Consider the following 20,212-nt stretch of genomic DNA (forward strand, 5'->3'; position numbering starts at 1 on the left):
TCTCCCGCACCGGCCCCGGTCACGCCCCGTCAGGGGCGCGGGGAACGGCGCGCCCAGCCACCACGGGGCCGCGGTTGTGCGGGGCGGTGTGCTCCGTCCGGGGCGCGGGGAACGGCGTGCCCAGCCCCCACGAATCCGCAGGCGCGCGTCCGGGCGGTGTGCCTCGTCAGAGGCGCGAAGGGCACCGGCCGCCACGGCACGGCGCCCGCAGACCCGTCCGCCCGCAGCGGGGCGAACGGGCAGCGGAGCGCCCTGACGCCGGGCCGACCGACCGGCCCGCCGTCACTCAGTGGCCGTGGACGGAGTCCGTCGCAGCGATCCGCTTCCACGACTTGGGCCGCGCCGGAACCCCCTCGCCCCGGGCGAGGGACACACCCCGCGCCGCGGACACAGCCGGCTTCGAGGGCTGGAACAACCACGTGTCGAACAACGCGGCGAGCTGCTTGCCGGACACCTGCTCGGCGTACTTCCGGAAGTCGTCGACCGAAGCGTTGCCGTACGCGTGCTTCTTCGGCCAGCCCTTGAGGACGGCGAAGAACGCGTCGTCCCCGATCTCGTTGCGCAGCGCCTGCACGGCGAGGGCGCCCCAGTCGTAGACCGCGATGTCGAACTGGTCGTCCGGGCCCGGGTCACCGGGCTCGACCGCCCAGAACGCGTCGTCCGCCGGGTGCGAGGCGTACACGTAGTCCGCGAGCTCCTGGGCCGTGCCCTCGCCCTCGTGCTCCGACCACAGCCACTGCGCGTAGCGGGCGAAGCCCTCGTTGATCCAGATGTCCTTCCAGCCCTTCAGCGACACGTCGTCGCCGTACCACTGGTGCGCCAGCTCGTGCACGACGACGGACGTGTTCGAGCCGTTCGCGAACTGCTTGGGGCTGTAGTACACGCGGGTCTGCGTCTCCAGCGCGTACCCGGTCGTCGTGTTGGGCACGTAGCCGCCCGCCGAACTGAAGGGATACGGCCCGAAGTAGCCGCTCAGCCAGTCGACGAGCTCCCCGGTCCGCTCCACACTGGCCCGCGCCGCGCCGTCGTTGTCGCCGAGGTCCTTGCTGTACGCGTTGACGACGGGCACACCGCCCTCGGACGTGCCGGTGGTGATGTCGAACTTCCCGACCGCGAGCGTGGTGAGATAGGTCGCCTGCGGCTTGTTCGAGCGCCAGTTGTAGCGGGTCCAGCCCAGGCGCGAACTCGTCGACTGGAGCGTGCCGTTGGAGATCGCCTGAGTGCCGTCGGGCACCGCCACCGACACGTCGTACGTCGCCTTGTCCAGCGGATGGTCGTTGCTCGGGTACCACCACCAGGCCGCCTCGGGCTCGTCCGCCGCGACCGCGCCGTCGGGGGTGCGGTGCCAGGTCGAGAAGCCGTACGCGCTCTTCGTGGACGGCACCCCGCTGTACCGGACGACGACCGTGACCGGCGTCCCCTTGGGCAGCGGCTTCGCCGGGGTGATCTCCAGCTCGTGCTGCCCGGACGTCGCGAACGACGCCTTCGCGCCGTTGACCCGCACCTCGCTCACGTCGAGCAGGAAGTCCAGGTCGAACCGCGACAGGTCCTGCGTGGTGGTGGCCAGGAGGGTCGCCGTTCCCTCCAGTTCGTCCGTCCGCGGCTGGTACGTGAGCCGCAGATCGTAGTGCGAGACGTCGTATCCGCCGTTGCCGTAGGCCGGGTAGTAGGGGTCGCCGATGCCCGGCGCCCCCGGGGAACTGCTTGCCGCCGATGCCGGGATCGCCAGCAGCAGGGAGGCCGCGAGCGCGCCCGGGGCGATGAGTCTGCGGTGCACGTCAAGCTCCAAGTGGTAGGGGCATGGAGTCTGTCCGGAGCCTATTCAGTCCCTGTGCCCGAGGCGTGTCCACAGCCACCCCTGTCACACGATCGCCATTCGGCCGACACGACTGACGGTGCCTCATGGACCTTTCACCGACCCTCTTTTGCACCGGAGTCGACCGGGGTACCTTCCGCGCATGCCGATACCAGTGCGCCGCATGCGCTTCACGACCTGGAGATCGCTCGCGACGGCCGCCACGGCCGCCCTGATGGCTTCGTTCCTCGCCCCCGCCGCTGCACACAGCGCCCCGCGCGAGAGCACCCCCGTCTACTCGTACGACAACGCGATCCGCGAATCGGTCTGGGTCGACACCGGACTCGACGGCGACGGCGACGGGAAGACGGACCGTGTCGCCGTCGACGTCGTCCGGCCGCGCGAACTCGCCCGGCAGGGCCGCAAGATACCCGTGATCATGGACGCCAGCCCGTACTACTCCTGCTGCGGACGCGGCAACGAGAGCCAGAAGAAGACGTACGACGCGAACGGCAACGTTGTCCAGATGCCGCTCTTCTACGACAACTACTTCGTCCCGCGCGGTTACGCCTTCGTCGGCGTCGACCTCGCCGGCACGAACCGCTCCGACGGCTGCGTGGACGTCGGCGGACACTCCGACATCCAGTCCGCCAAGGCGGTCGTCGACTGGCTGAACGGCCGGGCCAGGGCGTACACCACGCGCACCGGCACCACCTCGGCCAAGGCCACCTGGACCAACGGCAGAACCGGCATGATCGGCAAGAGCTGGGACGGCACCATCGCCAACGGCGTCGCCGCCACCGGTGTCAAGGGCCTGAAGACCATCGTGCCGATCAGTGCCATCTCCTCCTGGTACGACTACTACTTCGCCAAGGGCGCCCCGCTCTACGACTCGGGCCCGGACTGGCTCTCCGACTACGTCGACAGCCCCGACGCCCGCGCCAAGTGCGCCGCCGTGCAGCAGAAGCTCGTCGACCAGGCACCGCGCACCGGCGACTGGACGCCGCTGTGGACCGAACGCGACTACGTGAAGGACGCGAGCAAGGTCAGGGCCAGCGTCTTCCTGATCCACGGCATGCAGGACCTCAACGTCCGCACCAAGCACTTCGGCCAGTGGTGGGACGCCCTCGCCAGGAACGGCGTCGAGCGCAAGATCTGGCTCTCCCAGACCGGCCACGTCGACCCCTTCGACTTCCGCCGCGCCACCTGGACGGACACCCTGCACCGCTGGTTCGACCACGAACTCCTCGGCTACGACAACGGCATCGACGACGAACCCATGGCCGACATCGAACGGCACCCCGACCAGTGGGTCACGTCGAGCGTGTGGCCGCCGCGCGCCACGAGCACGACGACCCTGCGGCCCGACACCGGCACCCAGGCCGGCGTCGGCACCCTCGGCCTGCGGACGGGCTCCGGAACCGAGACCTTCACCGACAACCCGGCGCTGAGCGAGACCGACTGGGCCGCGCACATCGACGCGCCGACCGCCGAGAAGGCCGGCTTCGTCACCGAGCCGCTCACCCGTGACCTCAGGCTTTCCGGCTCCTCCAAGGTGACCGTCACCGCCACCCCCACCACGTCCACGGCCCACCTCTCCGCCGTCCTCGTCGACCTCGGGCCGGACACCATCCGCGACTACGCCGCCGGCGGCGAGGGCATCACCACCCTCACCGACCGCACCTGCTGGGGCGCGAGCACGGCCGGCGACAGCGCCTGCTTCAGGGGCACCGAGGCGAAGAAGACCGACGTCGACTACACGGTGTTCAGCCGCGGCTGGGCCGACCTCGGCAATCACGCCTCCGACACGAAGGGCGTCCCCCTGACCCCCGGCCGCGCCTACACCATCACGCTCGATCTGGCGGCCACCGACCACGTCGTGCCCGAGGGCCACCGGCTCGCACTGATCGTCGCGGGCACCGACAAGGACCTCATCGACCCACCGTCGAGCACACCGACCCTGACCCTCGACCTGTCCCGCGCCTCGGCCAGGGTCCCGCTGGTCGGCGGTTCCGACGCCTTCGCACGGGCGACGGCGGGCGCGACGGCGGCGGCACCCCGCCCGTCCGTCCTCGACGGCGTGGGCGCGCCCCGCACCGCACTCCCGGTGCCCGGGGAGGCCCGTTGAGCGCCTTACGCGCACGAGCCCTGGCCGTGGCGGTCACCGCCACGGCCCTGGCGGCGCCCCTGCTGACCGCGCCGGCACACGCGGCCGACACCGCGCCGCGCACCGGATTCGAAGCCAGCGGGGGAGCGCGCTGGACCGGCGAGCGTGAGGAGCGGGACTTCCTCGCCGCCGTGGACCGGGCGAGCGACAGGGTCTCCGTCACCCGGATCGGGACGACCGGACAGGGCCGCCCCCTCCGGCTCGTCCGCGTCGGCACGCACCGCACGCCCACGACCGTGCTGCTGGTGTGCAGCCAGCACGGCGACGAACCCGCGGGCCGCGAGGCGTGCCTCAGCACGGTCCGCGACCTGGCGTTCGCCGAGGACGGGCCGACCCGGCGCCTGCTCGATCGCACCACCGTGCTGGTCCTGCCCACCGCCAACCCCGACGGCCGCGCCGCCGACACCCGGGGGAACGCCGACGGCGTCGACATCAACCGGGACCACCTCGCCCTCACGACCGCCGAGGCCCGCGCGACGGCCGCGGTCCTGCGCGACCGCAGACCCGACGTCGTCTACGACCTCCACGAGTACGGCGCCACCCCGAAGTACTACGACAAGGACCTCTTCGACCTCTGGCCGCGCAATCTCAACACGGACACGGCCGTGCACGACGAGGCGCAGACCCTGTCGGGGGAGTACGTACGGTCCGCCGCCCGGGCCGGGGGGTACTCCACCGGCACGTACGGCATCTGGACCGACCCCGTGACCGGCGATCCCGTCAAGCAGACCGCGGGCGACGGACAGGAACGCATCCTGCGGAACATGTCCGGCGTCAAACACTCCGTGGGCCTGCTCATCGAGAGCCGGGTGGAACCGCTCGACGACAGCGCGGAACCCGCGAACAACCGTCGCCGGGTCGAGTCCCAGCTCGCCGCGCTGGGCGGACTGTTCGGATTCACCCGGGAGCGCGGCGGGCGGGTCGCGGAAGCCACCGCCGCCGCCCGCGCCGCGGGCCACCGCGACACCGGCCCGGTCTACCTCGGCGGCGCCGACAACGACCCGGCCGAACCGGCCGAGGTGATCCAGGACCCGCCCTGCGGGTACCGGCTCACCGCGGACCAGTACGCGGACGTCGGCGACGAACTCGCCCTGCACGGCGTACGCGTACGGCGCGGCGCCGACGGCGTGCTCGTCCCGCTGCGCCAGTCCCTGCGCGCCCTCGTCCCCCTGCTCCTCGACGAGCGCGCGCCGTACCACCTCACCGCCGCGGAACCCGCGCCGGACTGCTGAGAGCGGCGCGTCCACGGGGGCGGCCGCCTCCACGGGGGTGGCCGCCTCCACGGAGGTGACCGCTTCCACGGGGCGGCTGTTCCCCTACGGAGGTGGCCGTTCCGCCACGGAGATGGCCACCTCCACGGGGCGGCTGTTCCCCTACGGAGGTGGCCGTTCCCCTACGGAGGCGGGTTCCCACGGTGGTGGCCGCTTCCACTGAGGTGGGCGTTCACGCGGGGGCGGCCGGGTGCGCGAGCCCGGCCGCCTGCCGCGCACACCCCCACGCCACCGTCACTCCCGCGCCACCGTGCCCGTAGTTGTGCACCAGGACCCTGCCGTCCGGCAGCACCTCGCGCTCCAGCCGGACCTCGTCGCGCACCGGCCGCAGCCCCACCCGGTGGTCGAGCACACGCGCCCCGGCGACCTCGGGACGCAGCGCGGCACACCGCGCGACGATCGACGCCGCCACCTCCGGGTCCGGCGTCAGGGACCAGTCGTCCTCGTCGGTGGTGCCGCCCAGGACCACCCGGTCCGGCTGCGGGAAGACATACGTCGTCGTCCCGGCGGACGCGTCCGTCGACACGACCCACTCGTGGATTCCCGGGTTCTCCACGATCACCAGCTGCCCCCGCACCGGCCGCACCGAGGGATCGGGCACGAGCTCCCGAGCGCCGAGCCCCGTGCAGTTCACGACGACCGGAGCCGCCGCCTCCGCCAGATCCGTCACCGTACGTTCCTCGAACACCCCGCCCGCCCGTAGGAACCGCTCGCGCAGCCACCCCAGGTGCACCGGCATGTCGATCAGCGGCAGCCGGGCCCACAGTCCCTGCCCCGCGTACTCCGCGGACGTCGCCGCCCGCAGCCCCGCGAGCCGCTCGGCAGCCCACGGCGCCTGCTCGTCCAGACGCGTCTCACCGAGTACACCCTCGACCACCCGTACGCCCGTCTCCTCCGGACGCCCGGCCAACTCCTCGTACACGGACAGCGATCGCAGGGCCCACGCGCGGGCGAGCTCCTTCGGCTCGATGCGGTACGGCCACCACAGGGCGCCCGCGACGGCCGAGGTGGTCCGCTGCGCGGACTCGCGCGCCCACACCCGTACCCGTGCGCCGTCCTCTGCCAGTACGACCGCCGTCGTCAGACCGACGACCCCGCTGCCGACCACGATCACATCACCACTGCGAGCGCTCTCCACGCGGGGACGTTAGCGGAATACGTCATGCCGTGCTCACATCACCCTCAGTGCGGGAATACTCACAGCATGTCTGCCGAGTACGCGACCTTCGGCCTGGCACCGGCGATGCGTGCCGGTGGAGTCCTCGCCAACGGTGACTACCAAGTGCACCGGGACTTCGTGGACTTCATCGTCGACGGCCGCCCGCTGCTGTTCCGCCTCTCCGACCTCGACGCGGTGTCCCCCCTCGCCTCCGACGTACCACCCGCGATCTTCACCGCCCAGGTGCGCAGCCTCCTCCTGGAGGCCGAGGCCCCGCTCGACGGGGACCGCTACGTCATCTACGGCTGCCCCGAGTGCGCGAGCCTCGAATGCGGCGCCGTCACCGCCGTGATCGAGCGGGACGACGACGACTACGTGTGGCGCGACTTCGCCTGGCAGACCGGTGAACCCGCCGATCTCGAACTCAACGGCTACCACGGCATAGGGCCGTTCCGCTTCCGCGGCGCCGAATACCGCAGCGCACTCCACTCCCTCCTCGACGGCGACTCGGAACCCCGCCGCCGCGTCCTGCTCATCGGCGCCCGGGTCGCCCTGCTCGCCCGGCTCGCCGCCGCCCTGCGCACCATCGGCATCGGCGCCGACATCACCCGCGACGCCGCCGACGTCCCCGCCGACGAACTGCGCGCCTACGGCGCCGTGGTCTTCGGCAGTACCGTCGGCGAACCCGAACGGGCCGCCACACGCGCGTCGTTTCGCGACGCCTCCGTCGACGTCGCGTACGTGGACGGACTCGCTCCCATCGTCCCCCTCCTCGTCGCCCAGATCGAGCACGCGCTCGACCGCAGCCCGCGGGAACAGCGCCGGCTCACCCGGCTCGTCGCGGCCGACGGCGAGGCGGGCATCGAGGTCACCTCCACCTGCCGTGTCCAGCTCACCGCGTACCGGCTCGACCGGCTCTCCCGCACCCACGCGCACGACGTCTTCGACGGCATCCTGGAGGCGGGCCGCCACCGGGTCGCACTGGACGCCAAGGCGGTGAAGGGGGAGTCGTTCATCGTGGCCAGGACCTCGGGAAGCGTGCTGGTGGAGGCGATGGCCCACTGAGATCTCCGGCGCGGCACGGCAGTACGGCCCGTTAGGATCGGCGTCCTGATGACTGCCACCCTCGTCGCCAAGAACCTCGCCGCCGGCCACGGCGACCGCTCCCTCTTCGCCGGGCTCGACCTCGTCGTCGCGCCCGGCGACGTGATCGGGCTCGTCGGTGCCAACGGCGCAGGCAAGTCCACCCTGCTGCGGCTGCTCGCCGGACTCCTCACCCCGGAACAGGGCGAGCTGCGCCTGTCGCCGCCCTCCGCGACCGTCGGGCACCTGCCGCAGGAGCCCGAGCGGCGCGCGGGTGAGACCGTCCGCGCGTTCCTCGGCCGCCGCACCGGGGTCACCGAGGCCCAGCGGGTGATGGACGAGGCGACGCAGGCCCTCGTCGACGGAACGCCCGGCGCGGACGACGCCTACGCGGCGAGCCTGGAGCGCTGGCTCGCCCTCGGCGGCGCGGACCTCGACGAGCGGGCCGAGGAGGTGGCCGACTCCCTCGGGCTCGCCGTCGACCTGGACCAGCCGATGACCTCCCTGTCCGGCGGCCAGGCCGCTCGGGCCGGACTCGCATCGCTGCTGCTCTCCCGCTACGACGTCTTCCTGCTCGACGAGCCCACGAACGATCTCGACCTGGACGGCCTGGAACGGCTCGAACGCTTCGTCGGCGGGCTGCGCGCCGGGACCGTCGTCGTCAGCCACGACCGCGAGTTCCTGACCCGCACCGTCACCAAGGTCCTCGAACTCGACCTCGCACAGCAACAGATCACCCTCTACGGCGGCGGGTACGAGGCCTACCTGGAGGAGCGCGAGACCGCGCGCCGGCACGCCCGCGAGGACTTCGAGGAGTACGCCGACAAGCGGGCCGCGCTGGAGGGCCGCGCCCAGATGCAGCGTTCCTGGATGGACAAGGGCGTCAAGAACGCGCGGCGCAAGGCCGGCAACGACAACGACAAGATCGGCCGCAAGTTCCGCAGCGAGGCCAGCGAGAAGCAGGCCGCCAAGGCCCGGCAGACCCAGCGCATGATCGAACGGCTCGACGTCGTCGACGAGCCGCGCAAGGAATGGGAGCTGCGCATGGAGATCGCGGCGGCACCGCGGTCCGGCGCGGTCGTCGCCACCCTGCGCGACGCGGAGGTGCGGCGCGGCGACTACCTCTTCGGCCCCGCGACACTGCAGATCGACTGGGCCGACCGGGTCGCCGTCACCGGAGCGAACGGCGCGGGCAAATCGACGCTGCTCGGGGCGCTGCTCGGCCGTGTCCCGCTGGACGCCGGGCACGCCGCGCTCGGATCGGGCGTGGTCGTCGGCGAGGTCGACCAGGCCCGCAAGCTGTTCCACGGTTCCGAGTCGCTGCTCGACGCGTTCTGCGCCGCCGTGCCCGACACCGAGCCGGGCGAAGTCCGCACCCTGCTCGCCAAGTTCGGCCTCAAGGCGGATCACGTCCTGCGGTCCGCCGCGACGCTGTCCCCGGGCGAGCGCACCCGCTCGGCGCTGGCCCTCCTCCAGGGGCGGGGCGTCAACCTCCTTGTCCTGGACGAGCCGACCAACCACCTCGACCTCCCGGCGATCGAGCAGCTCGAATCCGCGCTCGACGCGTACGAGGGCACGTTGCTTCTCGTCACTCATGATCGGCGGATGCTGGACGCGGTGCGTACGAACCGGCGGCTGGAGGTCGCCGCCGGCAAGGTCACGGAACTCCCCGCGTAACCGCTCCGCGGCGTTCGCAGCCGGGGTCCACTGCCGCCCGGCTCCACTCGCCCACCAGCCCCGGCGCCCGCAGCCGCGGGTCCGCTGTCGCGGAGCTCTGCCTGCCCACCGGCCGGTGCTCGCTGCCGCGGGGCTCTGTTTGCCCACCCACCCGCCCTGGCTGTGGGCTGCGGTCCGGTCCGCTGCGTGCCCGTGCGCCGGTGCTCGCGGGTGCGGGTCCGCTGTCGCGGAGCTCTGCCTGCCCACCGGCCGGTGCTCGCTGCCGGTGCTCGCTGCCGCGGGGCTCTGTTTGCCCACCCACCCCCCCCCCCNTGCCGCGGGGCTCTGTTTGCCCACCCACCCGCCCTGGCTGTGGGCTGCGGTCCGGTCCAGTGCCTGCGCACCGCAGCCCCCGCACCCGCCCCGGCTGCGGGCAGCAGCGCTGAGCAGCGCGGCCGAGGCGCCCCGCGCCGTCAACTGCGGGCAATCGTGCCGCCAGGGCGGCACGGGTGGGCGCAGCGGCACCTCGTCAGCGCCGAGCCGCGCGACCACCCCGAGCCGAGCACCAGCGCGGGGTGCCCCGTCAGGGACACCCCGGCATCAACCTCGGTGGCGCCGGGCTGCTCCTCGCGCGGTAGGCCCCGGCACGGTTCGCACCGGCGCGGGGTGCCCCGTCAGGGACACCCCGGCATCAACCTCGGCGGCGCCGGGCTGCTCCTCGCGTGGCAGGCCCCGGCACGGCTCGCACCGGCGCGGGGCGCCTCAGCAGGCAGGCCCCGCCGCGGTACCGGCAGCCGTCAGCCCCGCCCCCGCTTGGGGTCCACGAGCCCGGCGCGGCGCAACGCGTCCGCCATCGCGCTGTTGGCCGGTGCCGGCGCCTGGCGGGAACCGCCGCCGCCACCGCCGCCGCCGCGGCCCTGACGCTGCTGCCCCCGCTGCTGCGGCGGCCGCCCGCCCCGCTGGGGCCGGCCAGCGGCCTGCTGCTCGCTCTGAGGCGCGGCCTCGTCGTCGAGCCGCAGGGTCAGCGAGATCCGCTTGCGCGGGATGTCGACGTCCAGCACCTTGACCTTGACGATGTCGCCGGGCTTCACGACGTCCCGCGGGTCCTTGACGAAGGTCTTGGACATGGCGGACACATGCACGAGCCCGTCCTGGTGGACACCGACGTCCACGAACGCCCCGAACGCGGCCACGTTCGTCACGACGCCCTCGAGGACCATCCCCGACGCCAGGTCGGAGATCTTCTCGACGCCCTCCTTGAAGGTGGCCGTCTTGAAGGCCGGACGCGGGTCGCGGCCGGGCTTCTCCAGCTCCTTCAGGATGTCCGTGACGGTCGGCAGACCGAACGTCTCGTCCACGAAGTCCCCGGGCTTCAGCGAGCGCAGCACGCCGGTGTTGCCGATCAGCCCCGCGACCTCGCTGCCCGCCGTCTTCACCATGCGCCGCACCACCGGATAGGCCTCGGGGTGCACGCTGGACGCGTCGAGCGGGTCGTCGCCGCCCCGGATCCGCAGGAAGCCGGCGCACTGCTCGTACGCCTTGGGGCCGAGCCGCGCCACGTCCTTGAGCGCCGTGCGCGCGCGGAAGGGGCCGTGGGCGTCGCGGTGGGCCACGATGTTCTCCGCGAGCCCGGAGGTGATGCCGGAGACGCGGGCGAGCAGCGGTGCGGAGGCGGTGTTCACGTCCACCCCCACGCCGTTCACACAGTCCTCGACCACCGCGTCCAGCGAACGGGAGAGCTTCACCTCGGACAGGTCGTGCTGGTACTGCCCGACGCCGATGGACTTCGGGTCGATCTTCACCAGTTCGGCGAGCGGGTCCTGGAGGCGGCGGGCGATCGAGACCGCGCCGCGCAGCGAGACGTCCATGTCGGGAAGCTCCTGCGAGGCGAACGCGGACGCCGAGTACACGGACGCGCCCGCCTCGGACACCATCACCTTGGTGAGCTTCAGCTCCGGGTGCCTGGTGATGAGGTCACCGGCGAGCTTGTCGGTCTCGCGGGACGCCGTGCCGTTGCCGATGGCGACGAGTTCGACCGAATGCTCCGCGGCGAGCCGCGCGAGCTTGGCGATGGCCTCGTCCCACCGGTTCGCCGGGACGTGCGGGTGGATGACGTCGGTCGCCACGACCTTGCCGGTGGCGTCGACGACGGCCACCTTGACGCCGGTACGGAAGCCGGGGTCGAGGCCCAGCGTCGCGCGGGTGCCGGCGGGGGCGGCGAGCAGCAGGTCGCGCAGGTTCGCCGCGAAGACGTTCACCGCCTCGTCCTCGGCGGCCGTGCGCAGCCGCAGCCGCAGGTCGATGCCGAGGTGGACGAGGATGCGGGTGCGCCAGGCCCAGCGGACGGTGTCCGTGAGCCACTTGTCTGCGGGACGGCCCCGGTCGGCGATGTCGAACCGCCCGGCGACGATCCCCTCGTACGACGACGGTCCGTCGGTGGGCTCCTCCGGCTCCAGGACGAGGTCGAGGACCTCTTCCTTCTCGCCGCGCAGCATGGCCAGGATGCGATGCGAGGGAAGTTCCTTGAACGGTTCGGCGAAGTCGAAGTAGTCGGCGAACTTGGCGCCGGCCTCCTCCTTGCCGTCGCGCACCTTCGCGGCGAGCCGTCCCCGGACCCACATGCGCTCGCGGAGCTCGCCGATGAGGTCGGCGTCCTCCGAGAAGCGCTCGGTGAGGATGGCCCGCGCGCCGTCCAGGGCGGCCTGCGGGTCGGCGACGCCCTTGTCGGCGTCGACGAAGGCCGCGGCGGCCGCTACCGGCTGGACCGCCGGGTCACCGAGCAGGCCATCGGCCAGCGGCTCCAGGCCGGCCTCGCGCGCGATCTGCGCCTTCGTGCGCCGCTTCGGCTTGAACGGCAGGTAGATGTCCTCCAGGCGCGCCTTCGTCTCGGCGCCCCTGATCTGCGCCTCGACCTCGTCGGTGAGCTTGCCCTGCTCGCGCACCGAGTCGAGGATGGCGGCGCGTCGCTCCTCCAGCTCCCGCAGATAGCGCAGCCGCTCCTCGAGGGTGCGCAGCTGCGCATCGTCGAGCATCTCGGTCGCTTCCTTGCGGTAGCGGGCGATGAAGGGCACCGTCGATCCGCCGTCGAGCAAGTCGACGGCGGCCTTGACCTGCCGCTCCCGTACGCCGAGTTCCTCGGCGATCCTGCCTTCGATGGACCCTACGAGGGGTGTCGTCACGATCCCGTACCGCCTTCTCCACTGAGGTTGCGCGGCAATTGTGGCAGGTGGCGCCGACAACGGGGGATCAGGGCACCGTCGTGCCGCGCACCGCGTCGAGAATCGGAGCGGTCGTACGCGGTGCGTCCGGGTGGCCGGCGCCGTGCGGGGACGACGCCGACCGGCGCTCAGGCCTTCCCGATCATGTCTCCCGGGAAGGCGCCGGCGGCCAGGGCCGTCATGAGGACACCCTTGGCCAGCTCGGTGAGCCGCTCCACGCCCGCGGCGCCCAGGTGCTCGTACGGCGCCCGGTCGAGCCGGTCGGTCCGGTCCTCGATGTCCTGGCGCAGTGCCACGCCGGACTTGGTCAACTCGCCCTCCGTGTCCAGGAGTCCCCGGTCGCGCAGGCGTGCGGAGGCCGCCTCCCAGTCGTCGCGGGACCAGCCGCGCGTGGACAGGGCCCACTTCGGGGCCATGCCCTTGCCGGTGGCGGTGTGGCTCACCAGGGCTTCGACAGGGTCGAGTTCCGCGTCGAGGAGGATCGCGAGATGGCCGTCGCCGCGGTGCTCGCGCAGCAGTGTGGCCGCGTGCCAGAGCGCGAGGTGCGGGGCGTCGGGCACGGGGAGATCGGCGTGGCCGGCGTACAGCGGGCGGGCGGTCCTGACGCAGGCCTCGGTGGCGCGCAGGGCGAGCTCGGCGGCCTCGGCCATCTCCTTGGAGGCGACGAGTTCCTCGCCGAGCAGCCGCCGCAGCGTGGCGTCGACGGCACGCGCGCGTGCCGCGAGCACCGTCTCCGGGGAGACCGTGCGCCACACCTGGGGCAGATGGCGTGCGACCAGTTCGTGGCTGAAGTTGTAGAACGTCGCCGTGACCGTCCCGGGACCGACCGCTCCCAGTGCGGCGGCGCGCACCGCGAAGTACGCGGCCCTGCTGTCCTCGACGCCGACGGCGGACATCTCCCGGCCCAGGTCGGGCGAGAAGTAGTGGGTCGAGTGCAGAGGGTTGAGGACGTTGTGGCAGCGCCGCCCGGCGCGCTCCGGCAGTGGAGTGGTCATGCACGCAGGTTACCGACTGGTCGGTACGTGGGGAACCGCCGCGGACGCGATGGCAGGAATGGTGGGGTGCTCGACATTGCGGCCATCTCCCGGCGGGCCAAGAATCGAAGACATGCGAACCGTTCTGATCGTCCTCTTCGACGACGTGCAGAGCCTCGACGTCACGGGCCCCCTGGAGGTCTTCGCGGGCGCCGAGGCCTGGCACGGCGGCTCGTACCGCGTGCTGACCGCGTCCCCGGACGGCGTGCCGGTACGCACCTCCAGCGCACTCACCCTCGTACCGGACCACGCGCTCGACGACGCGCCCGCCCCGCACACGCTCCTCGTGCCCGGCGGCCGGGGCACCCGGCACCCGGACCGCCGGCTGACCGACTGGCTGCGCGGCCACGGCCCGCGGGCCGAGCGTCTCGTCTCCGTCTGCACCGGTGCCGTCCTGCTCGCCGAGGCGGGCCTCCTGGACGGGCACCGGGCCACGACCCACTGGGCCTACTGCGACAAACTGGCCCGTGACCATCCCGCCGTGGAGGTCGACCCGGATCCCATCTTCGTGCGCGACGGCCGGGTCTCCACCTCGGCGGGCGTCACCTCCGGCATCGACCTGGCCCTCGCCCTGGTGGAGGAGGACCTGGGCCGCGAGACCGCTCTCGCGATCGCCCGGCATCTGGTCGTCTTCCTGCGGCGGCCGGGCAACCAGGCCCAGTTCAGCGCACAGCTCGCCGCCCAGACCGCGCGCCGCGAACCTCTGCGCGAGGTCCAGCAGTGGATCACCGAGCATCCCGACGACGACCTGAGCGTCGAGTCGCTCGCCGCCCGCGCCCGGCTCTCGCCCCGGCACTTCGCCCGCGCCTTCCGGTCCGAGACCGGCACGACACCCGGCCGGTACGTCGAGCGCGTCCGTCTGGAACAGGCCCGGCGCCTGCTGGAGGACACCGGCGACGGTGTCGAGGAGATCTCGCGTGCCTGCGGTTACGGCACCCCGGAGGCGATGCGCCGTGCCTTCGTGAAGGCGCTCGGCTCGGCACCCGCGGAGTACCGGCGCCGCTTCCGCCCGGCCTCCACATCCTGATCCGGCCTGCCCACCGAAAGGAATCCCGATGCAGATCGCCATCGTCCTCTACGACCGCTTCACGGCTCTCGACGCCGTGGGCCCCTACGAGACCCTCGGCCGGCTGCCCGACGCCGAGGTCGTGTTCGTCGCCGAGCGCACCGGACCCGTGCGCAGTGACACCGGTGCGCTGGCACTGACCGCGGACCGGACCCTGGCCGAGGTGCCGGGACCGGACATCGTCGTGGTGCCGGGCGGCCCCGGCCAGTTCTCGCAGATGGAGAACGAGGTCCTGCTGGACTGGCTGCGCGCGGCCGACGCCACCAGCACCTGGACGACCTCGGTGTGCACCGGTTCCCTGCTGCTCGCCGCGGCCGGGCTCCTCGACGGCCGCCGGGCCACCTCCCACTGGCTGGCCCTGGACTTCCTCAAGGAGTACGGCGCCGAGCCCACCGGGGAGCGGGTCGTGTTCGACGGCAAGTACGTGACCGCCGCCGGAGTCTCGTCCGGCATCGACATGGGGCTCACCCTGCTCGGCCGGATCGCGGGAGACGAACACGCCCAGGCCGTGCAGCTGCTGACCGAGTACGACCCGCAGCCGCCCTACGACGCCGGGGCCCCGCACAAGGCGCCCGCCCACCTGGTCGAGGAGTTTCGCACGAACAGCCGTTTCAGCCTGATGTAGTCACAGACCGAACCGATGCGTGCACAACCGCGTCATCCCGGCGTGGTCCAGGTGAAGTGCGGCTGCCGACGCTCCAGGAAGGCGGCGACCCCCTCCGCGGTGTCGCCGCCGCGGCGTGCCTGTTCCGCCCAGTGGGAGTCCCGGTCCGTGCGCCCGTTCACGAATTCCTTGGCCGCGGCCTGGGTCAGCAGCGAGCGCCCGGTCAGGACGCGGGTGAACTCGCCGACCCGCTTGTCGAGTTCCCCCTCGGGCAGCACCTCGTCCACCAGCCCGGTGCGCAGTGCCCGCTCCGTGTCGATCAACTCGCCGGAGAACAGGAGGTACTTGGCGGCCGCCGGGCCGACCAGCGAGGCCAGCCGTCGGGTCGAGGAGGCGGGGTAGACGATCCCCAGCTTCGCCGGGGTCACCCCGAAGAGCGCGCCCTCCTCCGCGAACCGCAGATCACAGGCCGCCGCGAGCTGGGACCCGCCGCCCACGCAGTAGCCGCGGATCGCGGCCAGCGTCGGCTTCGGGAAGGCGGCGAGCGCCTCCTCGGCGCGCACGGCCAACCCCTGCGCCTCGTCCGGGGAGCCGCGCAGCGTCGAGATGTCGGCCCCGGCGCAGAACGTCCCGCCTTCACCGGTGAGCACCAGGACGCGTACGCGGTCGTCGGCGCTCAAGGCGTCGAGCAGGGGCGGCAGCGCCCGCCACATGCCGGTCGTCATGGCGTTCCGCTTCGCCGGATGGTGGACGACGACGGTGGCGACGCCGTCGCCGACGTGGTGCAACAGCTGCGGCTCCATAGGCCGCATGCTAACCGCACTCCCCGGGTGCGCGATCAAGAAGGGGGGGCGGCCCCGGGGCGCCGGTGAACGGCGTGAACACCCGGAACGGGCTGCCCGAGTCGGTGCCAAACCCGTACAACCCGAATAGTTCTCGAAGTCGGCACAACGGAGACAGGAGCAGTCTCACAACTGACCGTGTCATACGCCGACGATCAGAAACCGTCGATACTTGCTGACTTCTGTTCAGTCATCAGGTACGGACCGGTGCGCTATCAACACTCGATGCGTGGTGACAATCGAGCGCAAGGGTGGCGACCGGACGATGGACAACCTCGGGCGGGGGTCCGACCCGAGCCCTGAAGTCGGCGGAAACGTGTCTCCGGACCGGAGAGCGACCGTCCCGCTGCCGTACGAGGGGGTGTGGCGGTTCACCGCTCCCGCCGTCGACGCATCGGTGCCGCAGGCACGGCACGCCGTCCGTGATCTGCTGTTCCGGCAGGGAGTACCCGTCTCGGACGACCTCGTCCAGGGACTCCTGCTGATCGTCTCCGAACTGGTCACCAACGCGGTCCGGCATGCGGCGCTGCTGTCGCCGATGCTCGCGGTGGAGGTCGCCGTCGGTGCCGAGTGGGTGCGCGTCTCCGTCGAGGACAACCACCCGTACCGCCCGACCGCCCTGGAGGCCGACCACGGGCAGACCGGTGGCCGCGGGCTCCTGCTGGTGCGGGAGGTGACCCGGGAATCGGGCGGGGTGTGCGACGTCGAGCACACGGCGAGCGGCGGCAAGGTGATCTGGGCCGCCCTGCCGCTCACTGCCGGCGTCGTCTAGGGATGTCGTCCGGATCAGGGCGGACCCGGTCCGATCCGAACGGCACCCTCCGGGTCACCAGCCCGCGGACGGGCCCGTCAGCTCCCTGATCGCGGGACGGGCCGCGTCCAGCACGGTCATGAACCAGGCGGAGAACGTGTCCTTCGCGTGCCGCTCCGCCAGCTCGCCCGCCGTCACGAAGGCCGTCGAGCCGACCTCCTCCGGGTCGGGCCGCAGCGCCGACTGGACCATGCCGACGAAGAGGTGGTTGTACTCCTGCTCCACCAGCCCCGACGCCGGGTCCGGGTGGTTGTAGCGGACCGTGCCCGCCTCCGCGAGCAGCGACGGGGACACTCCGAGCTCCTCGAACGTCCGCCGGGCCGCCGCCGCGAACGGCGCCTCCCCGGGATAGGGGTGGCCGCAGCAGGTGTTCGACCAGACGCCGGGGGAGTGGTACTTGCCTAGGGCGCGCTGCTGGAGCAGCAGCCGGCCGCGCTCGTCGAAGAGGAACACCGAGAACGCCCTGTGCAGCTGTCCGGGCGCCTGGTGGGCGGCGAGCTTCTCCGCCGTACCGATCGTGTTGCCGTCCTCGTCGACCAGCTCCAGCAAGATCGCTTCAACGGTGCCGTTCGACGAACTGTGCGTCGCGGTGGCAGGTGTGATCGGCATACCCATCCTTCGCATCGGTCTTCGAGCCCCAAGTCTGCCGTACGAAACCGGCACTCCCGGCACTTCGCGACTCCCGCATGTCCCGCTCCGCGGCGACGGAGCCGGACCCGCGGCCGACACGCGTCAGACGCCGAAAGCGGCCGGATACCTGATCGTGCCCGGTGCCACCGCCGAGGAACCGTCCAGGACGAGGGCCATCAGATGTTCGGACGGCACGTCGAATCCGGGCCGGATGCCGTACTCCGAAGCGGGCACGAAGCCGAACCTCGGGTAGTACCCGGGATGCCCCAGTACGAGGACCAGTCGCTCTCCCCGCGCGCGTGCCGCCTCCAGCACCGCGCGTACGACGGCCGATCCGGCGCCGCCGCGCTGGTGCTCCGGCCGTACGGCCACCGGTGCCAGCGCCGCCGCCTCACCGGCGTCGACATGACAGCGGGTGATCAGGGCGTACGCCGCGACCGTGCCGTCCGGCGCCTCGGCCACGTACGACAGGTCCGGCAGCCACGCCTCGGGGTCGGTGCGCAGGGCGTCCACCAGGTCGGCCTCGTCCGCCCGCTCGAACGCCGTCGCGTTCACGGCGTGCACCGCGGCCCGGTCGGCTGCGGTCTCCCGGCGCGTGCGCCAGACGGAGGTGGGTTCAGTGCCGGTCAATGACAAAGCCTCGCCTCGTGCTCAGCGTGTCCGCTGGGCTCCAGTTGGAAGGTGCAGTGCTCGACGTCGAAGTGGTCACCCAGGCAGCCCTGGAGCTCGTGGAGCATCTTCTCGTGGCCGATCGCGTTCAGGACGTCGGAGCTGACGACCACGTGGACGGACAGGACCGGCATGCCGGAGGTGATGGTCCAGGCGTGCAGGTCGTGGATGTCCTCGACGCCGGGCAGCGCCAGGATATGGGCACGCACCTGCGCCATGTCGACATTTTTCGGGGCAGCCTCCAGCAGCACGTCGAGCGTCTCGTGGAGCAGCTTCCAGGTGCGCGGGACGATCATCAGGCCGATGAGGATCGAGGCGATCGGGTCGGCGGCCTGCCGGCCCGTGGTCATGATCACCACGGCGGAGAGGATGACGGCCAGCGAGCCCAGCGCGTCCGCGGCCACCTCCAGGAAGGCCCCGCGCACGTTCAGGCTCTCCTTCTGGCCGTGTACCAGCAGCGTCAGCGAGATCATGTTCGCGACCAGGCCGATCGTGCCGAACACGATGGTCAGCCCGCCGTGGGTGTCGGCGGGCGTCAGGAACCGCTGGATCGCCTCGTACAGCACGTATCCGCCGACGCAGAGCAGCAGCAGACAGTTGGCGAGCGCGGCGAGGATCTCGGCGCGCGCGTAGCCGAAGGTGCGGGTCTCGCTCGGCGGACGGGCGGCGAAGTGGATCGCCAGCAGCGCCATGCCCAGACCCAGCGCGTCCGTCGCCATGTGCGCGGCGTCCGCGATCAGCGCGAGCGAGTCGGCGACGACGCCGCCGACGATCTCCACCACCATGACGGTGAGCGTGATCGACAGCGCTACGCGCAGCCGCCCGCGGTACGCCGCTGCCGCCGTCCCCGTCGGGGGAGCGCCGTGCGCGTGCCCGTGATCGTGTCCGGCCCCCATGGGTCTGCCTCCTGTGCTCTGCCCGGGATCACAGTGAACTACGGGCGAGGAGCATCGGGCAACGCGGCACTGAACACCGTTGTCATGTGCTCTGACCTGCGGAAACGATACGCAGGTCAGAGCCCTGACGTGATCATTCGGACGGCGTCCGCGGGTGGTGGTGCACCCAGCCCTCCCACGCCGACTCGACCATCTCGCGCACCCCGCGCCGGGCGGTCCAGCCGAGCTCCCGCGCCGCCAGCCCGGCCGAGGCGACCGCGCGCGGGGCGTCACCCGGGCGGCGCGGCTCGACGACCGGCGCCCGGTCGTCCCCGCTGATCTCGCCGATGAGGGTGACCAGCTCGCGGACCGAGACGCCCTCACCGCGCCCGATGTTCACGGTCAGGTCGCCGGACACGTCGCCCGTCAGCCGCCGGGCCGCCGCCAGGTGCGCCTCGGCGAGATCGGCGACGTGAATGTAGTCACGGACGCAGGTGCCGTCCGGGGTCGGGTAGTCGTCGCCGAAGATCCGCGGGGCCTCGTCGCGGGTGAGACGGTCGAAGACCATCGGGATCACGTTGAAGACGCCCGTGTCGGCCAGCTCCGGTGCGGCGGCGCCCGCCACGTTGAAATAGCGCAGGCACACCGTCGCGATCCCGTGCGCCCGCCCCGCGGCCCGGACCAGCCACTCCCCGGCGAGCTTCGTCTCGCCGTACGGGCTCATCGGGGCGCAGGGCGTGTCCTCCGTGATGAGGTCCACGTCGGGGTTGCCGTAGACGGCGGCCGACGAGGAGAACAGGAACCGCCGCACGCCCGCCCCGGCGGCGGCGTCGAGCAGCGTGGCGAGACCGCCCACGTTCTCCTGGTAGTAACGCGTCGGCTGGGCCACGGACTCGCCGACCTGCTTGCGCGCCGCGAGGTGCACCACACCCGTCACCGCGTGCTCCGCGAGCACCCGCTTCAGCAGATCCCCGTCCAGCGACGAGCCCTGCACCAGGGGTATGCCCTCCGGAAGCCGGCTCGGTACCCCGGCCGAGAGGTCGTCGAGGGCGACGACGCGCTCCCCGGCCTCGGCCATCGCCCGCGCCACGTGTGCCCCGATGTATCCGGCTCCGCCTGTGATCAGCCATGTCATGGACGCCCACCCTATGCGGACCCCTCCGGCGCCGGTCCTGCCCGGTCCCGCGGAGGCGCCCGGCTCGTCCCGCTCCGGAGCGGTGCGCCGCATGCCGCCCGCGCCACCCGGAATGCACCGGTCCCCCGGCACGGTTTGTGGCGCGGCCCCCGCATCACCCATGATGATCGCGGCGGAGGCGGCCAGGCAGAACCGGT

General features: G+C 72.3%; 16 protein-coding genes. 7 read left to right on the forward strand and 9 right to left on the reverse strand.

Annotated elements, in window-relative coordinates:
* Positions 1-286 precede the first annotated feature (286 nt).
* Positions 287-1,777, reverse strand: coding sequence for a M1 family metallopeptidase (locus ABEB03_RS29260; RefSeq protein WP_345655776.1), 1,491 nt, complete (start codon positions 1,775-1,777; stop codon positions 287-289).
* A 181-nt stretch (positions 1,778-1,958) separates the two neighbouring features.
* Here ABEB03_RS29260 and ABEB03_RS29265 point away from each other — a divergent pair, with 181 nt between their 5' ends.
* Positions 1,959-3,923 carry a Xaa-Pro dipeptidyl-peptidase gene (locus ABEB03_RS29265; protein ID WP_345655778.1) on the forward strand — a complete coding sequence of 655 codons (1,965 nt, stop codon included), beginning with the start codon at positions 1,959-1,961 and terminating at the stop codon, positions 3,921-3,923.
* A complete protein-coding gene (locus tag ABEB03_RS29270) occupies positions 3,920-5,194 on the forward strand; it encodes a M14 family metallopeptidase (protein ID WP_345655780.1) in 1,275 nt (424 codons plus the stop codon). The genes ABEB03_RS29265 and ABEB03_RS29270 overlap by 4 nt, the downstream gene beginning before the upstream one ends.
* Positions 5,195-5,405: 211 nt before the next feature.
* On the opposite strand, the gene ABEB03_RS29275 is transcribed toward ABEB03_RS29270, so the two are convergent.
* Positions 5,406-6,371 carry an FAD-dependent oxidoreductase gene (locus ABEB03_RS29275; RefSeq protein ID WP_345655782.1) on the reverse strand — a complete coding sequence of 322 codons (966 nt, stop codon included), beginning with the start codon at positions 6,369-6,371 and terminating at the stop codon, positions 5,406-5,408.
* Positions 6,372-6,437: 66 nt separating this feature from the next.
* On the opposite strand from ABEB03_RS29275, the gene ABEB03_RS29280 reads away from it, so the two are divergent.
* Together ABEB03_RS29280 and ABEB03_RS29285 are read left to right on the forward strand one after the other, a co-directional pair.
* Positions 6,438-7,457, forward strand: coding sequence for an oxidoreductase (locus ABEB03_RS29280; RefSeq protein WP_345655784.1), 1,020 nt, complete (start codon positions 6,438-6,440; stop codon positions 7,455-7,457).
* Positions 7,458-7,505: 48 nt separating this feature from the next.
* Positions 7,506-9,152 carry an ABC-F family ATP-binding cassette domain-containing protein gene (locus ABEB03_RS29285; RefSeq protein WP_345655786.1) on the forward strand — a complete coding sequence of 549 codons (1,647 nt, stop codon included), beginning with the start codon at positions 7,506-7,508 and terminating at the stop codon, positions 9,150-9,152.
* Between the two features lie 776 nt (positions 9,153-9,928).
* Here ABEB03_RS29285 and ABEB03_RS29290 read toward each other — a convergent pair.
* Both ABEB03_RS29290 and ABEB03_RS29295 read right to left on the reverse strand, forming a co-directional pair.
* Positions 9,929-12,310, reverse strand: a complete 2,382-nt coding sequence (locus ABEB03_RS29290) for a Tex family protein (protein ID WP_345655788.1) — start codon at positions 12,308-12,310, stop codon at positions 9,929-9,931.
* Between the two features lie 167 nt (positions 12,311-12,477).
* A complete protein-coding gene (locus ABEB03_RS29295) occupies positions 12,478-13,344 on the reverse strand; it encodes an SCO6745 family protein (protein WP_345655790.1) in 867 nt (288 codons plus the stop codon).
* 112 nt (positions 13,345-13,456) lie between these two features.
* Here ABEB03_RS29295 and ABEB03_RS29300 point away from each other — a divergent pair, with 112 nt between their 5' ends.
* Both ABEB03_RS29300 and ABEB03_RS29305 read left to right on the forward strand, forming a co-directional pair.
* Complete coding sequence (locus ABEB03_RS29300; protein WP_345655792.1) at positions 13,457-14,410, forward strand: GlxA family transcriptional regulator; 954 nt, start codon at positions 13,457-13,459, stop codon at positions 14,408-14,410.
* A 28-nt stretch (positions 14,411-14,438) separates the two neighbouring features.
* Positions 14,439-15,074: a DJ-1/PfpI family protein gene (locus ABEB03_RS29305; RefSeq protein WP_345655794.1), complete on the forward strand. Its 636-nt coding sequence runs from the start codon at positions 14,439-14,441 to the stop codon at positions 15,072-15,074.
* Between the two features lie 32 nt (positions 15,075-15,106).
* On the opposite strand, the gene ABEB03_RS29310 is transcribed toward ABEB03_RS29305, so the two are convergent.
* Entirely contained in the window at positions 15,107-15,856 is a 750-nt protein-coding gene (locus tag ABEB03_RS29310) for an enoyl-CoA hydratase/isomerase family protein (RefSeq protein ID WP_345655796.1), read from the reverse strand.
* Between the two features lie 304 nt (positions 15,857-16,160).
* Between ABEB03_RS29310 and ABEB03_RS29315 the strand changes: the two genes are divergently transcribed.
* Entirely contained in the window at positions 16,161-16,667 is a 507-nt protein-coding gene (locus tag ABEB03_RS29315) for an ATP-binding protein (RefSeq protein ID WP_345655879.1), read from the forward strand.
* A 54-nt stretch (positions 16,668-16,721) separates the two neighbouring features.
* On the opposite strand, the gene idi is transcribed toward ABEB03_RS29315, so the two are convergent.
* From idi to galE, 4 genes are all read right to left on the reverse strand, one after another.
* Positions 16,722-17,315, reverse strand: a complete 594-nt coding sequence (gene idi / locus ABEB03_RS29320; protein ID WP_345655798.1) for an isopentenyl-diphosphate Delta-isomerase — start codon at positions 17,313-17,315, stop codon at positions 16,722-16,724.
* A gap of 123 nt (positions 17,316-17,438) precedes the next feature.
* Entirely contained in the window at positions 17,439-17,966 is a 528-nt protein-coding gene (locus ABEB03_RS29325; RefSeq protein WP_345655800.1) for a GNAT family N-acetyltransferase, read from the reverse strand.
* The gene (locus ABEB03_RS29330; protein WP_345655802.1) at positions 17,963-18,901 is read right to left on the reverse strand and encodes a cation diffusion facilitator family transporter; all 939 of its coding nucleotides are present in this window, start codon (positions 18,899-18,901) and stop codon (positions 17,963-17,965) included. The genes ABEB03_RS29325 and ABEB03_RS29330 overlap by 4 nt, the downstream gene beginning before the upstream one ends.
* A gap of 133 nt (positions 18,902-19,034) precedes the next feature.
* Positions 19,035-20,015 carry a UDP-glucose 4-epimerase GalE gene (galE, locus tag ABEB03_RS29335; RefSeq protein WP_345655804.1) on the reverse strand — a complete coding sequence of 327 codons (981 nt, stop codon included), beginning with the start codon at positions 20,013-20,015 and terminating at the stop codon, positions 19,035-19,037.
* Positions 20,016-20,212 lie beyond the last annotated feature (197 nt).

Origin of the sequence: Streptomyces siamensis (genome assembly GCF_039543605.1) — a bacterium.
Lineage (GTDB): Bacteria > Actinomycetota > Actinomycetes > Streptomycetales > Streptomycetaceae > Streptomyces > Streptomyces siamensis.

Coding starts and splice junctions, on each gene's coding strand:
- ABEB03_RS29265 (WP_345655778.1), top strand. CDS start 1,959: ATGCCGATACCAGTGCGCCGCATGCGCTTCACGACCTGGAGATCGCTC.
- ABEB03_RS29280 (WP_345655784.1), top strand. CDS start 6,438: ATGTCTGCCGAGTACGCGACCTTCGGCCTGGCACCGGCGATGCGTGCC.
- ABEB03_RS29285 (WP_345655786.1), top strand. CDS start 7,506: ATGACTGCCACCCTCGTCGCCAAGAACCTCGCCGCCGGCCACGGCGAC.
- ABEB03_RS29295 (WP_345655790.1), bottom strand. CDS start 13,344: ATGACCACTCCACTGCCGGAGCGCGCCGGGCGGCGCTGCCACAACGTC.
- ABEB03_RS29300 (WP_345655792.1), top strand. CDS start 13,457: ATGCGAACCGTTCTGATCGTCCTCTTCGACGACGTGCAGAGCCTCGAC.
- ABEB03_RS29305 (WP_345655794.1), top strand. CDS start 14,439: ATGCAGATCGCCATCGTCCTCTACGACCGCTTCACGGCTCTCGACGCC.
- ABEB03_RS29310 (WP_345655796.1), bottom strand. CDS start 15,856: ATGGAGCCGCAGCTGTTGCACCACGTCGGCGACGGCGTCGCCACCGTC.
- ABEB03_RS29315 (WP_345655879.1), top strand. CDS start 16,161: ATGGACAACCTCGGGCGGGGGTCCGACCCGAGCCCTGAAGTCGGCGGA.
- idi (WP_345655798.1), bottom strand. CDS start 17,315: ATGCCGATCACACCTGCCACCGCGACGCACAGTTCGTCGAACGGCACC.
- ABEB03_RS29330 (WP_345655802.1), bottom strand. CDS start 18,901: ATGGGGGCCGGACACGATCACGGGCACGCGCACGGCGCTCCCCCGACG.
- galE (WP_345655804.1), bottom strand. CDS start 20,015: ATGACATGGCTGATCACAGGCGGAGCCGGATACATCGGGGCACACGTG.